This window comes from Massilia sp. CFBP 13721 (genome assembly GCF_014842025.1).
Taxonomy (GTDB): Bacteria; Pseudomonadota; Gammaproteobacteria; order Burkholderiales; family Burkholderiaceae_D; genus Telluria.
The window spans coordinates 28,055-42,565 of sequence record NZ_JACYUY010000023.1; the positions used below are offsets into that span (position 1 = coordinate 28,055).

Annotated in this window: 10 protein-coding genes; 5 read left to right on the forward strand and 5 right to left on the reverse strand. The window is 67.2% G+C overall.

Going from position 1 to position 14,511, the window contains the following annotated elements; all coding sequences use genetic code 11:
• Positions 1–174 precede the first annotated feature (174 nt).
• Complete coding sequence (locus IFT60_RS19655) at positions 175–2,691, reverse strand: bifunctional diguanylate cyclase/phosphodiesterase (RefSeq protein ID WP_192054739.1); 2,517 nt, start codon at positions 2,689–2,691, stop codon at positions 175–177.
• Between the two features lie 409 nt (positions 2,692–3,100).
• The gene (gene ppc / locus IFT60_RS19660; protein WP_229511007.1) at positions 3,101–5,929 is read right to left on the reverse strand and encodes a phosphoenolpyruvate carboxylase; all 2,829 of its coding nucleotides are present in this window, start codon (positions 5,927–5,929) and stop codon (positions 3,101–3,103) included.
• A 176-nt stretch (positions 5,930–6,105) separates the two neighbouring features.
• Here ppc and hemC point away from each other — a divergent pair, with 176 nt between their 5' ends.
• From hemC to ppa, 5 genes are all read left to right on the forward strand, one after another.
• Entirely contained in the window at positions 6,106–7,086 is a 981-nt protein-coding gene (hemC, locus tag IFT60_RS19665) for a hydroxymethylbilane synthase (protein ID WP_192054741.1), read from the forward strand.
• Between the two features lie 18 nt (positions 7,087–7,104).
• Positions 7,105–7,872, forward strand: a complete 768-nt coding sequence (locus IFT60_RS19670) for a uroporphyrinogen-III synthase (protein WP_192054744.1) — start codon at positions 7,105–7,107, stop codon at positions 7,870–7,872.
• Complete coding sequence (locus IFT60_RS19675; protein ID WP_192054746.1) at positions 7,869–9,029, forward strand: uroporphyrinogen-III C-methyltransferase; 1,161 nt, start codon at positions 7,869–7,871, stop codon at positions 9,027–9,029. Before IFT60_RS19670 ends, IFT60_RS19675 begins: the two co-directional genes overlap by 4 nt.
• A 10-nt stretch (positions 9,030–9,039) precedes the next feature.
• Complete coding sequence (locus IFT60_RS19680; RefSeq protein ID WP_192054749.1) at positions 9,040–10,236, forward strand: heme biosynthesis protein HemY; 1,197 nt, start codon at positions 9,040–9,042, stop codon at positions 10,234–10,236.
• Between the two features lie 342 nt (positions 10,237–10,578).
• Complete coding sequence (ppa, locus tag IFT60_RS19685; protein ID WP_192054751.1) at positions 10,579–11,118, forward strand: inorganic diphosphatase; 540 nt, start codon at positions 10,579–10,581, stop codon at positions 11,116–11,118.
• Positions 11,119–11,196: 78 nt separating this feature from the next.
• Here ppa and IFT60_RS19690 read toward each other — a convergent pair whose 3' ends face one another.
• The 3 genes from IFT60_RS19690 to IFT60_RS19700 all read right to left on the reverse strand — a co-directional run bounded on the left by IFT60_RS19690 (position 11,197) and on the right by IFT60_RS19700 (position 14,510).
• A complete protein-coding gene (locus IFT60_RS19690) occupies positions 11,197–12,621 on the reverse strand; it encodes a PA domain-containing protein (protein WP_192054753.1) in 1,425 nt (474 codons plus the stop codon).
• A complete protein-coding gene (locus tag IFT60_RS19695) occupies positions 12,614–13,060 on the reverse strand; it encodes a post-PEP-CTERM-1 domain-containing protein (protein ID WP_192054755.1) in 447 nt (148 codons plus the stop codon). The genes IFT60_RS19690 and IFT60_RS19695 overlap by 8 nt, the downstream gene beginning before the upstream one ends.
• 376 nt (positions 13,061–13,436) lie before the next feature.
• Complete coding sequence (locus IFT60_RS19700) at positions 13,437–14,510, reverse strand: branched-chain amino acid ABC transporter permease (protein ID WP_192054758.1); 1,074 nt, start codon at positions 14,508–14,510, stop codon at positions 13,437–13,439.
• Between the last annotated feature and the right edge of the window lies 1 nt (position 14,511).

A 14,511-nucleotide genomic window follows, 5' to 3' on the forward strand; every position in this document is an offset into this window, starting at 1 on the left:
ACGCGCCGCCCACGCGTTCAACATAGGTGGACCGCCGCGCTTGAACAGCGCGACCATGACCAGCACCCGGAAAGTCATGGCGCGGGATGATCGACCGCGGCGGTCCGCCTCCTTTGAACGCGTGGGCGGCGCAAACGCCTCTGGTCCGCAAACCAAGAGGTATAGCCGCCCACCCTACGCGGCTGCGTCTTCAACGACCAGCCACCTGCTTGCGAACACCTCCGCCGGCTCCGGCCGGCCGAAGTGATACCCCTGCGCCTGGTCGCAGCCGAGCGTGCGCAGCGCTTGCGACTGGGCGTGTTCCTCCACCCCTTCGGCGATCACTTCGAGTCCCAGGTTGCGCGCCATGCCGATGATGGTGGTGACGATCGTGTGGTCGTGGTGGTCGCGCAGCATGTCGCGCACAAAACTCATGTCGATCTTGAGCTTGTCGGCCGGCAGGCGCTTCAGGTAGGCCAGCGACGAGTAGCCGGTGCCGAAGTCGTCGATCGCGATGGCGAAGCCGTCCGCGCGCAGCGTCGCCATGGTGCGGATCGCGCCTTCGACGTCGGCCATCAGGCCGCTCTCGGTCAGTTCCAGGCCCAGGCTCGAAGGCGGCACCCCGGCTTCGGCCGTCATCGTGCGGATGTGGACGACGGTGTCCGGGTCGTCGAGCTGCTGCGCCGACAGGTTGATCCAGAGCCGGCCCGGAAAGCGCATGCCGGCGTCGAACCAGGCGCGCAGCTGGCGGCAGGCTTCGCCCAGCACCCATTTGCCGAGCGCGCCGATCATGCGCCGGTTTTCGGCGATCGGGATGAAGGTGGCCGGGCTGACCCAGCCACGGCGCGGGTCGCGCCAGCGCAGCAGCGCTTCGGCGCCGATCGGCGCGCCGCTGGCCAGGTTCACCTGTGGCTGGTAGTGCAGTTCGAGCGCGCCCTCGGCCAGCGCCCGGCCCAGGTCCTTGGCCAGCTCCATGCTTTCCAGGAGGCCCACGCTCATCTCGGGCTGGTAGAACATGTAGCCGCCGCCCGCGGCCTTGGCGCGGTACATGGCGATGTCGGCGCGCTTGAGCAGGTCTTCGATGTCGGCGCCGTCGCGCGGCCAGGTGGCGATGCCGATCGAGAGGCCGACCGAGAAGGTCTGGCCGTGGGTCGCCACCGGGTCGGCCAGGGCGGCGCCGAGGCGCTCGCCGATGATGGCGGCGGTGCGCGCGTCGGCGCGTTCGGCCACGACCACGAATTCGTCGCCGGCCAGGCGCGCCAGCACTTCCTCTTCGCGCAGCGCGGCCTGGAAGCGGCGCGCCACCCGCACCAGCACCTGGTCGCCGACGCCGTGTCCCTGCGTGTCGTTGATTTCCTTGAAGCGGTTCAGGTCCATGAACAGTACCGCCAGCGGCTGCTGGCTGATGCGCGCCCGTTCGAGCGCCGCGCCCAGGCGTTCGGTGAACAGGGTGCGGTTGGCCAGCCCGGTAAGCGTGTCGTACAGGGCCAGGTTGCGGATCTTTTCGTCGCTGGCCTTGCGCTGGGTGATGTCGGTATTGATGACCAAAAAGGACTTGGGCAGCTCTTCCTCGTCGCGCACCAGCGTCCAGTAACCCTCGACCATCAGCAGCGAGCCATCCTTGCGCCGCTGCGCCACTTCGCCGCTCCATTCGCCTTCGCACAGCGTGGTCTGCACCACCGCGCACGAGGCCGCGGGGCCGTCGTGGTACAGCCAGTGGTCGATCTGCTTGCCCAGCACTTCTTCCGAGGTCCAGCCATAGAGCCGCTGCGCGCCCTTGTTCCAGAACTGCACGCGGCCGTCGATGCCGCGCACGATGATCGCGTCGCGCGCCTTGTCCAGCAGCGAGGCCTGGTCGCGGTAGCGCGCGGCGTGGCTCCTGGCTTCTTCGCGCAGGCGCTGTTCTTCGGTGACGTCTTCGGCCATCACCAGCAGGCGCCGTTCGCCTTCGGCCAGCTCGATGCCGGCCATCGCCATGCGCAGGCGCTTTTCGCCGAGCGCCACGCCGATGCCGTGGCGGGTGCCGCCCGCGGCCAGCACCGCGGCGGCTTCCTCGCGCAGCCCGGCCTGCAGCGCGATCGCGCCCATGTCGAGGCCGCGCGCGGCGTCTTCGTCGGCCAGTTTCAGGATGTCGCAAAAGGCGCGGTTCATGCTCACCACCGCCAGCGTGTCGCTCAGGATCATCAGGCCGGTCGGCAGGCTGGCGATGATCGCTTCGGCATAGCGCTTGAGGTCGAGCATGGCGCGGCGGTCGGTGATGTCGGTCAGCGCGCCGGCCACGCGGATGGCGCGCCCGGACGCGTTGCGCTGGGCGTAGCTGAGGGCGCGGAACCAGCGGTATTCGCCGTTCTTGTGGCGCATGCGGTAGATGACGTCGTAAGGCGTCTGGCCGGTGCGGTCGAGGATGTGCGCGGTGAACGCGGCCACGGCGCCGGCCATGTCGTCGGGATGGAGCAGTTCCATCCAGCTGCGCAGCCCGTTGGGCAGGTCGGTTTCGTCGCGGTAGCCGACCAGGCGCCGCACCTGGTCCGACCAGATGAATTCGTTGGCGGGATCAGTCAGCTTGCGCTCGCCCAGTTCGACATCCCACAGGCCGTCGCTGGTGGCTTCGCGCAGCAGGTCGAAGCGTGCCTGCAGGCGCGCGTGGTCGCTCGTCAGCGCCGCCCAGCGTGCATGCGCGGCCAGGCTGCTGCTGCGGCGCAGTTGGTTCAAACGTGCGCTGGTCCTGCCGTCGGATCGGGTTTTTTTGGTCAGCGTCGAACGCACCGGCGTCACCTTTCTGGAGAGGGCTCAGCCTCGCAGTATGGGTTGCTGGTCGGCTATTGTCTCGGGACAAAAGCTGAACGCGCAGGGACACTGATCAGGATCAGTGGGGGAGTGATGCGTTTGCGCAACGGGGGGCGTTGCGAATGATCCGCGACGGCGTGTGCAGGCCGATAGTGTTAGCGCCGCGTTCGTGGGCCAACACGGTGCACACGTTCGCGTGGGCTCGGAGAGCCCACCCTACGTTACGGTCCCGTGAACTTGCTACGGACGGCGGTGCACCGTAGGGTGGGCTCCGCGAGCCCACGCGTGACGCATGCACATCGGCATGCGCATGCGGGTAGATACAGCAAATGCATCAACCGGTATTGCGCAACCCCGCCGCCACCCCATTGATCGACAAATGAATCCCGCGGTGCACGCGCGGGTCCATCTCGCCGCCTTCGCCGGCCTTGCGCGACATCGCGCGGTGGCGGTGGATCAGTTCGACTTGCAGGTGGTTCAGCGGGTCGAGGTAGGCGAAGCGGTTCTGGATCGAGCGTGCCAGCAACGGGTTGGCGGCCAGGCGTTCGCCGGTGCCCGTCACCGCTTCCAGCTGGCGCAGCGTTTCGCCGTGCTCGGCGGCGATGCGCTTGAAGATGCGTTCGCGCAGCGCCTTGTCCGGCACCAGGCCGGCATAGCGCGAGGCGATGGCGAGATCGGTCTTGGCCAGCACCATGTCCATGTTCGAGAGCAGGGTGGCGAAGAACGGCCATTCCTGGAACATCGCCTGCAGTGTCGCCAGGCGCTGGCCATCGGCATCGTCCTCCAGCCAGCCGGCGACGGCCGCGCCGAAGCCGTACCAGCCCGGCAGCAGCAGGCGGCACTGGCCCCAGGAAAAGCCCCAGGGAATCGCGCGCAAGTCTTCGATGCGGCGCGTCGATTTGCGCGAAGCCGGGCGCGAGCCGAGATTCAGTTCCGCGATCTCGGCGATCGGGGTGGCGGCAAAAAAATAGTCGGTGAAGCCCGGCGTTTCGTAGACCAGGTCGCGGTAAGCCGTGTAGGCGCGCTGCGACAGTTCCGCCATCACGCCTTCGAACTGGGCCAGGCGCTCGGCTTTCGCGCCTTCCGCCGCATGCGGCATCAGGCTCGCTTCCAGCGTGGCGGCGACCAGCAGTTCCAGGTTGCGGCGGCCGATCTCGGGATTCGAGAATTTCGAGGCGATGATCTCGCCCTGTTCGGTCAGGCGGATCTGGCCGTTCACCGTCCCCGGCGGCTGCGCCAGGATCGCCTGGTAGCTGGGGCCGCCGCCGCGTCCGACCGTGCCGCCGCGGCCGTGGAACAGGCGCAGCTTGACGCCGGCGCGCTCGAACACGTCGACCAGTTTCAGTTCGGCCTGGTACAGCTCCCAGTTCGAGGTGAGGAAGCCGCCGTCCTTGTTCGAATCGGAATAGCCGAGCATGACTTCCTGCAACCGGCCCGCATTGTGGACGATGCGCGTGACCGGCGGCAGGGCCATGAAGGCTTCCATGATGGCGCCGGCGCTTTGCAGGTCGGGGATGGTCTCGAACAGCGGGATCACCATCACGTCCGACACGCCGGCGGATGGCCGCAGCAGGCCCGCTTCCTTCAGCAGCAGCAGCACTTCGAGCAGGTCGGACACCGCCTCGGTGTGCGAGATGATGTAGTTGCGGATCGCGCGCGCGCCGTAGCGCTGGCGGATCTCGCGCGCGGCGCGCACGATGGCCAGTTCCGACTGCGTCTCGTCGCTATAGGTCTCGAATGGCGAATACAGCAGCCGCGGCTGGGCGATCTCGAGCAGCAGCAGCTTTACTTTATCGTCCTCCGACAGCGCCGCGTAGTCGGCTTCGACCTTCGCCTTTTCGAACAGCTCGGCCAGCACGCGCTCGTGCACGTCCGAGGTCTGGCGCATGTCGAGCGAAGCCAGGTGGAAACCGAAGATGTGCGCGGCGCGCATCAAGCCTGCCAGGCGCGGCACGATCAGCATGGCGCCGTGGTTCAGGCGCAGCGAATCGGCCAGCACGTCGAGGTCGGCCGCGAATTCCGCGGCGTCGGCATACGGCTCGGCATGGCCGACTTCCTTGCGCAGGATGTTGGTGGCGCCGAGTTCGCGCGCGCTGCTGGCCAGGCGCGCGTACATGCCGATCAGGGCGCGGCGGTAGGGTTCGTCGGCGCGGTGTTCGGACTGGTCGGTCGAGCGGTCGGCCAGCGCCTGCATGGCCGGCGTGACCTCGACCATCAGGGTCGAGGTCGACAGCTCGGCGCCGAGCGCATGCACTTCGTCGAGATAAAAGTCGAGGATGGTGGTGGCGTGGCGCATCGTCGCGTGGCGCATGGTGTCGGCGTTCACGTTCGGATTGCCGTCGCGGTCGCCGCCGATCCAGCTGCCCATCTGCACGTAGGCGGCGTCGCCCAACTGCGCCGCGTTGCCGTGGTACTGGACGCCGATCTCGTCTTCGATGTCGTCGTACAGCGCGGGCAGCTCGCGCAGGAAGGTGATGCGGTAGTAGGAGAGGGCGTTCTCGATCTCGTCGGCCACCGTCAGCTTGGTGTAGCGCAGCATGCGCGTCTGCCACAGGGTGGCGATGCGCGCGTGCAGCAGCTGCAGGTTGCGCACTTGCTCCTTCGGCGTCAGGGCGCCGTCGCGTTCGGCCAGCAGGCGCGCGATGTCGTGCTCGGCGTCGAGGATGGATTTGCGCTGCACTTCGGTCGGGTGGGCGGTCAGCACCGGTGAGATCAGGGCATTGCGCAGGAAGGTCTCGACCGTTTTCTGGTCGACGCCGGCGCCGCGCAGCTTGCCGAGCGCATGGCCGACGCTGCCTTCGCGCGGACGCGAACCCTGCAGCAGGTGGGCGCGGCGGCGGCGGTTGTGGTGCTGGTCTTCGGCGATGTTCGCCAGGTGCGAAAAATAGGAAAAGGCGCGCACCACCGAAATCGTCTGGTTGCGCGTGAGCTTGTGCAACAGCGTCGTCAACTCTTCGCCGGCTTCGGGATCGGCGTCGCGCCGGAAGCGCACGGCGGTCTGGCGGATCGTTTCGACGACGTCGAAGACGGCATCGCCTTCCTGGTCGCGCAGTACGTCGCCGAGCAGGCGGCCGAGCAGGCGGATGTCTTCCTTCAGCGGAGCATCCTTGTCGACGGCGGCGCTCCGGCTGTCGTTCATTTCGGGTGTAACTGGTTTATCCATATCGGCCACTGTTCTCTCGATTGTCAGGTACACAACAGGCATGGCCATCGACCATGTTTTAGGGGAGACCGCATGCTAAAATTTGTGATCTTATGCAAGTGGCCTGATGCAGCAGTTCCTGGCATCGGCCGGGTAGACGCAACGACAGTGAAAGAATCCGTTTTGAAAGCAAAGACATGACGCAGCAGGAGCCTGGAAAACGCTTGCCAACGCAACTGGTGATCGCCTCGCGCGAGAGCCGCCTGGCCATGTGGCAAGCGGAGCATGTGCGCGACCGTCTCGCCGCATTATATCCAGATTGTCAAATCAGCATTCTCGGCATGACGACGCGCGGCGACCAGATCCTCGACCGTACCCTGTCCAAGGTCGGCGGCAAAGGCTTGTTCGTGAAGGAACTCGAGGTCGCGATGGCGGAAGGGCGCGCCGACCTGGCCGTGCATTCGCTGAAAGACGTACCGATGGACTTGCCGGAAGGGTTTGCCCTGGCCGCCGTGCTCGAGCGCGAAGATCCGCGCGACGCCTTTGTCTCGAACGATTATGCCAGCCTGGCCGACCTGCCGCCGGGCGCCGTCGTCGGCACCAGCAGCCTGCGCCGCCAGGCCCTGGTCGCGGCGCGCTACCCGCAACTCGTCATCAAACCGCTGCGCGGCAACCTCGATACGCGCCTAGGTAAACTCGATCGCGGCGAGTACGCGGCGATCATCCTGGCCGCCGCCGGTTTGATCCGCCTGGGCCTGCCGCAGCGCATTCGCAGCGTGCTCGATCCCGAACTCAGCCTGCCGGCGGCGGGGCAGGGCGCGATGGCGATCGAAGTCGCCAGCGGCGAACGCTCCGATGGCGTCGACCTGCGCGCGGTGATGGCGCCGCTGAACCACACCGACACCTTCCACGCGGTGCTGGCCGAGCGCAAGGTCTCGAAATTCTTTGGCGGCAGTTGCCAGATCCCGCTGGCGGCGCATGCGACCGTCGACGGCGAGCGCATGCACCTGCGCGCGATGGTCGCCACGCCGGACGGCACGCGCAGCGCCTTTGCCGAGCTGAGCGGGCCGGCGGACCAACCCGCGCTGCTGGGCGAGCAAGTCTCCGCGCTGCTGGAAAAACAGGATGCCCAGGCGATCCTGGCCGCGTGCCTGCAGGATGCCGCGGCCGATGCCTGACGCCCTGCGTTCACGCTGATGTCCGGTTCCGTCGTCATCACCCGTCCGCGCGCGCAGTGCGACAGCCTGGCGCAGGCCGTGGCCGCAGCCGGGCGCACGCCGGTGCTGTTGCCGCTGCTGGAGATTGCGCCGCTGGCGGACCAGACGCAACTGGCGGCGGCGCTGGCCGGTCTCGAACGCTATGCGCTGGCTGCCTTTGTCTCGCCGAACGCCATCGACGCGGCGTTTGCCCATGTGTCCCATTGGCCGCGCCAGGTGGCGCTGGCCGTGCTGGGCGAGGGCAGCCGCGCGGCGCTGGCGCGCCATGGCCTTACCACCGGGAATGCCACCATCCTCGGTCCGCTCGATCCGACGCGCAGCGATTCGGAGAATCTGCTGGCTTCGCTCGACCTGGCCGCATTGGCGGGCAAGCAGGTGCTGATCGTGCGCGGCGAGTCCGGGCGCGAGCTGATGGCCGACGGTTTCCGCGCCGCCGGCGCCTCCGTGACTGTGGTGCCGGCCTACCGCCGCAGCGTGCCGCTGCTCACGCCTGCGCTGGGGGATACATTGCGTACCTTGCTGGCAACGCCGAACGACTGGATCATCACCAGCTCGGAAGCGCTGCGCGGGCTGTTCGACCTGCTGGAGCAGCTTGGCGCGACTTTTGTGACACAAATGCAACAGCAGCACGTCGTCGTGCCGCACGCCCGCATCGCCGCCACCGCGCAGGCGCTCGGGCTGGCGCATGTGACGCTTACCGGCTCGGGCGACGAGCGTTTGCTTGCCGCGCTACAATCTAAACAATGAACGAATTGCCGAACCAATCAGAGCTGCCACCGGAGCAGCCTTCCGCCCACCCTGCACCGCCCGCGCAGGCTGCCGAATCGTATCGTCCGCGCGCGCCCGAGCGCAGGGCGGGTCCAGACCTGGGCGAGCGGCTGACGCGTCCGCTGCCGCTGGCCGTGATCGCACTGGCCGTGCTGCTGGCGGCGCAGACCTGGTCGAGCCATAGCCGCATCAACACGCTGCGCCAGGAAATGGCGCGCAGCCTGCAAAAGGGCAACCAGACCGCCGCCGAAACCGCGTCGCTGGCGCGCGACATCGCCGAGCAGTCGAAAGCGCTGCAACTGAAGGTCGGCGTGCTGGAAAGCCGCCAGCTCGAAAACCAGAGCCAGCAGCTGGCCCTGGAGCAGCTGTACGCGGACTTGTCGAAGAGCCGCGACGAATGGGCGCTGTCGGAAGTGGAACAGGTATTGTCCACCGCCAGCCAGCAGTTGCAGCTGGCCGGCAACGTGCAGGGCGCGCTGCTGGCGCTGCAGAATGCCGACCGTTCGCTGGCCCGTTCCGACAAGCCGCAATTCATCATCGTGCGGCGTGCGATCGCCGCCGACCTCGAAAAACTGAAGGCGACGCCGGCCGTCGACCTGGCCGGCGTGGCCCTGCGCCTGGACAGCGTCATCGCCCAGGTCGATACGCTGCCGCTGTTGTCGGACGAAAAGCCGCTGCTGCCGGCGGCGCCAGTGCGCGCACAGCGCGGCCAGCCAGCCCCGGCTACGGCCGTGGCAGCGCCAGAGGCCACGATGGGCATCGGCGCGCGCATGCTTGCTACCTGGCGCGAATGGAGCGAAGAAATGTGGGACGACGTGCGCCAGCTGATCCGGGTACGCAGCGTCAACACGCCGGAAGCGCTGATGCTCTCGCCCGACCAGAATTATTTTGTGCGCGAAAACCTCAAATTGCGCCTGCTGAATGCCCGCCTGGCCTTGCTCTCGCGCGACGAGACCACCTTCGCCGGCGATCTGGCCGCGGCCCAGCAAACCCTGGACAAGTATTTCGACACGCGCGCCCGCACCACCCAGCAGGCGCAGGCGGCGCTGCGCCAGGTGCAGGCGAACAATCTCGCGATCGAGATGCCGACCCTGGCCGACAGCCTGAACGCCGTACGCAACTACAAGAAGCCTTGATTTAATACTTATGCGTCTACTTCTCTGGTTGGTCGCCCTGATGGCCACGGCCATCGGCATCGCGGTGACGGCGCGTTTCAATCCGGGCAACGTGGTGTTCTTCTACCCGCCGCACCGGATCGACATGTCCCTGAACCTGTTCGTGGTGCTGCTCGCGGTGCTGTTCCTGACGCTGTACGGCGTGGCGCGCGCGATCGTCTCGACGCTGCGCATGCCGACCCGCGTGGCCGCCTACCGCCAGCGCAAGCGTGAGCGCGAAGGCAACAAGGGCTTGCGCGATGCCTTGAAAGCCCTGCTCGAAGGCCGCTTCGGCCATGCCGAAAAGGCGGCCATGCGCGCCGCCGAACTGCCGGAGAATGCCGGCCTGGCCGCCCTGATCGGCGCGCGCGCCGCGCACCGCATGCGCGAGCCGGCCCGGCGCGAGGCCTGGCTGGCTGGCGTCGCCCACGACAACGCCCTGAAGACCGCGCGCCTGATGACGGTCATCGAACTGCTGGTCGACGACCACCAGCCGGAAGCCGCCCTCGAAGCGGTGGCCGAACTGAACGCCAGCGGTCAGCGCCACATCCACGCCCTGCAATGGTCGATGAAGGCGAATCAGCAGGCGCGCAACTGGCCGGAAGTGCTGCGCCTGGTGCGCATCCTCGACAAGCACAAGGCGCTGCACCCGGCATTGGCGGCGCGCCTGCGCGAGATGGCCTACGAGGCGCTGCTGTCGGAAGAGGGACGCGATCCGGAAGCGATCCGGCGCGTGTGGGCCGGCGTGCCGCCGGCGGACCGCACCAAGCCCTACATTGCCGCGCGCGCCGCCGCCGCCTTCAACGCCAGCGGCCTGCCCGACGAGGCGCGCGTGATCGCCGAAGAGGCCCTCCAGGCAGGCTGGGACGAGCGCATCGTGCGCGCCTACCGCGACGCCGCCGGACCGGCCGGTTCGCCCACGCTGCTGGCCCAGATCGAACACTGCGAAGCCTGGCTGCGCGAGCACCCGAACGACCCGGAACTGGCGCTCACCCTCGGTTCCCTGTGCCTGCGCCAGAAACTCTGGGGCAAGGCCCAGCGCTACCTGGAACAGGCGCTGTCGGACGCCACCGCCTCGCCCATGGTGCGCGACATCCACCTCAAATTGGCGCAGATGCACGAGGCGCTGGGGCAGGAGGGGCCGGCGGCGAGCCATTACCGGCAGAGTGCGCTGGCGACGATGCTTTGACCTTGTCGCCGGGCTGACGCGACACGTTTCGATGTGCATGCCGTGACACCCGCGGGCATGCCCGCCCTACGTTACGCGTCGGCCAACGATAAGTCGAGACCGTTGTGCACGTAGGGCGGGCATGCCCGCGTTCGATGTGATGTGACGGCCAACGATAATAGTCGAGACCGTTGTGCACCGTAGGGCGGGCATGCCCGCGTTCGATCGCTCGATCAATCGAAAATCCACAAACGTGGTACACGTCGACCCAATCCGCACGACAAGCCGCCGCGCCGCACAAGCCTATGCCTATTAGATATAATGCTCCCCTTTATTGAATTTTCAGCAACCAAGGATTAACCCATGAGCTTGAACAACGTCCCAGCCGGCCGCGATGTGCCGAACGACTTCAACGTCATCATCGAAATTCCGATGAACGCCGATCCGATCAAGTACGAAGTGGACAAGGATACCGGCGCGATCTTCGTCGACCGCTTCATGGGTACCGCGATGCACTATCCGTGCAACTACGGTTATGTGCCGCAAACCCTGTCCGATGACGGCGACCCGTGCGACGTGCTGGTGATCACCCCGTTCCCGCTGTTCCCGGGCGTCGTGGTCCGTTGCCGCGCTATCGGCGTGCTGAAGATGACCGACGAAGCCGGCGGCGATGCCAAGATCCTTGCCGTGCCTGTCGACAAGATCCTGCCGATCTATAGCCACTGGCAAAAGCCGGAAGACCTGCAAGACCTGCGCCTGCAGCAGATCCAGCACTTCTTCGAGCACTACAAGGACCTCGAAAAAGGCAAGTGGGTCAAGGTCGACGGCTGGGAAGGCCCGGACGCGGCGAAAGAAGAAATCGTCAACGGCGTCGCTGCCTACAAGGCAAAAGAACAGAAGTAATTGTCCGCGGACGTAAAAAGGCCCGGCACCTTTCGGTGGCCGGGCCTTTTTTATTGCCGGGCCGGCTTTATCGACTGTTTACCAGCCCAGGTCGCGCAGCAACGGGTAGGTGAGATCGCGCGGCGGCGTGACCGTATGCGACAGGTCGGAATTGATCGCCGGTTCCATCAGCTGGTTCGGTTTCGCGTCCGTGGTGTAGTGCGATACCGACGAGCCCGGCTGATTCGGGTTCGGCGTGTACATCAGGATGCGGCGTTTGCTGTCGGTGCCGGCCAGGCGGTGCGGGTCGACACCGAGGCTGGCGATCACGTTGGAGCGGTTGCGCGAGCGGTTTTGCAGCGCCGCGCGCAGCTTGACGCCGGCCGCTTGCGTGATGCGCACCGATGGAATCCTGATGCTCGGATCATCGCCGCTCATGCCGGCCGGGTCGCCCGGCGCGTTGTCCGCCACCACCATGCCGATCGCGCCGGCCGCCTGCACGTTGCGCGCCTTGTCGACGAAGCCGCAGGTGCCGCGCGAGACCAGGGCGATATTGCCGCGCACGGCCCAGGCGTTGCGTTTGCTGAGCGGCGCGCAGGCGAGACCCGTGCCGTCGGGCTGGTCGATGACCGGCATCAGGTGGCCCTTGACGGGCTTGCGGCCGAGCGGCGGGCCGAACGAGGCGTCGCCGACCGGGTAGTGGCCGGCCGCCTTGCCAGCGGCCTTGCCGAGAATGGTCAGGCGCGAGCGCGGATCGAGCACCGCCGGCACGGCCGCGGTCACGTTCGGGCCGTTCCAGGACAAGCCGTTGACGCTGATCGCCGAGGCCACCCGTTGCGCCGGCGTCATGTTGACCCAGGTCTGCTCGCTGCGGTTGTCGACCAGGTAGTGGTCCCAGACCGAGGGAATGTCCTGGATCTCGGCGCCGGTTTCGTCGTCGGTGAAGGTCTGGAAGCCGAGGCCGTGCGCCATTTCGTGCAGCAGCGTCGTGACGAGGTCGATCGCGGGGCCGGCGTTGTTGTCGAGCCCGAGATAGAAGCCGGGGCCGGGCAGGCAGTCGGGGAACAGGCCGAGGCGCGAGTTGAAGCGCGAGATGATGTGCGGCTCGCCCGGACTCGACACGTCGACGGTGGCCAGTTTGCTGGCCAGCGCGCTCGGATACCAGGTGGCTGCTCGCGGTGCGTTGGGAAAATCGGACCAGATCTCGTTGGCGCCGGCCGAACCCAGCACGGCGCTGTCGGCGGTGCAGGACAGCGGCACGAAGGAGGCGCCGACACGGATCGGCACGTTGCTGGTGAGCGTCGCGCCCCAGATGTCGGCCGCGTGCTGGAAGGCGATCAGGCGCTGCTGGCCGAGCGTGGTGCCCGGATTGCCGCCGATCGGGGCCACCGGCGTCGGGTCGTTGAAGCCGATGCCGGGTTCGTTCAGGTTGACGATGGTGATGGTGGCCGCGTGTGCGCCGCCGGCGAGGGCGGCGCAGGACAGGACGAGGGCGGCGATGCGGGCTGGTTGCAGCTTAATCATGGCGATGTTCCTCGTTGTGCTGGGTGGACGCGGGGGCGTGGACGGCTTTCTCGGCGGCAGCGGCGCCTTCCACGCACTGCTCGACCAGCTTGCCGTCGGCGCCGCGCTTGACGACCGAGTACACGAGGCTGCGTTCGCCGAGGCGCACCTGGCGGCTGCCGCCCGGATGGGTGACCACGGACGGTTGCTGCAGGGCCTGGCCCTGGGCGCGCATGGCGGCCGATGGCGGCGGCGCCAGCGCACGGCTCTCGGCCGCGGTAGGCGCGCGCAGCTGCCCGGTCTGGGCGTCGCGCACGACGATCATGCCGGACTGGGTGCCGGGGGATTGCGTGGTGGCAGGATGCGCCGGGCCCGCTCCCTCCTGGGCGAAGGCTGGTGACGACAAGCCGGCGCACAGCAGGGCGCACGGCAGGATGGCGAGGGTTCTCTGGTAGGACATGGTGGGTCTCCGCTCAAGCTTCAGATCGACGGCATGCGGCGCATGGAGCAGGGCGCGCCCAGGCCAGGGGCCAGCAATACGTACAACGGCGGGTTGAAGGTCGCCGTTATGATTCGGACCGTAACGAGCCCACGATGGTTCAGGGCAGGCTCGGTCCATCATATGAGCTGAACGATCACCAACCTTGATCTAGCTTCAATGTCCGCAGCGGCTGAGCGGGCAGGAATTCCATGAGCGCGGAAATTTTCTTTTTGCCATGTCGGCGCAAGTGACCGTTACGCGTGGACGGCAGAGCCGCCTCTCGTGGCCCGGTCCACCCTACGACCTACGCTGTGAGGAAATTTGCGGACGGCAGGACGCCGTCCGCGGGTACGGGTCAGCGCCGCGCGAGATAGCTGCGCAGGCGCAGCTTGCCGACGATACCGATCGGGAAGAAGTAAATCGACAGCACGAACAGCACGCCCAGCCACAGCATCCAGCGGTCCGGATGCAGGGCGGCGGCCAGCAGGGGCACGCCTTCCAGCGCCGCCGAGCCGTGCGCCATCAGTTCCTTCAGGTAGTTCTGCGCCAGGATGAAGAGCGCGGCGCCGACCACCGCGCCGTACATCGTGCCCATGCCGCCGATGACGACGATCAGCAGGATGTCGGTCATCACCTCGAAGCCGAGCGAAGTCTTGGGGCCGACGTAGCGCAGCCATAGCGCCATCAGCGCGCCGGCCAGGGCCGCCACCAGCGCCGCCAGGCAATTGGCCCAGATGCGGTAGACGACGGTGCGGTAACCGAGCGCCTCGGCGCGGAATTCGTTCTCGCGGATCGCCTGCAGCACGCGCCCGAACGGTGAGTTCACCAGGCGCAGCAGGAACAGGAACAGCAGCAGGCAACCGAAGAACACCAGGTAATAGGTCAGCAGCTTGCCGTCGATGGAACGGCCGAAGACCTCGGTTTCCATCAGCGTGAAGCCGGGCGACAGCACTTCCGGCACGCTGAAGGTCTTGCCGTCCTCGCCGCCGGTAAAATCGGACAGTTGCGACGCCAGCACCGCGAACGAGGACGCCACCGCGAGCGTGATCATGGCGTAGAAGATGGCGCGCACGCGCAGGGCGAACAGGCCGACGACAAAAGCCAGCGCCAGCGCCAGCAGCAGCGCCAGGCCCAGGCCGGTCAACGCCGCCGTCCAGGTCGGCTCGTCGACGGAGGCCAGGCCCAGGCCGATGCCGTAGGCGCCGATCCCGTAGAACATCGTGTGGGCGAACGAGACGATGCCGGTATAGCCCAGCAACAGGTCGTAGGACGCCACCAGCACGATGTAGACGCAGATCGTGGCCGCCGTGTTGAGCGGGCGCGCGCCCGAGGTCAGGAAAGGTGCGAACGCCAGGCCGAGGAAGACCAGCAGCAGCACCAGGGTGAGGATGCGGCTGCGCGGCAGGTCGCCTGATAGAAGTCGGTTCATT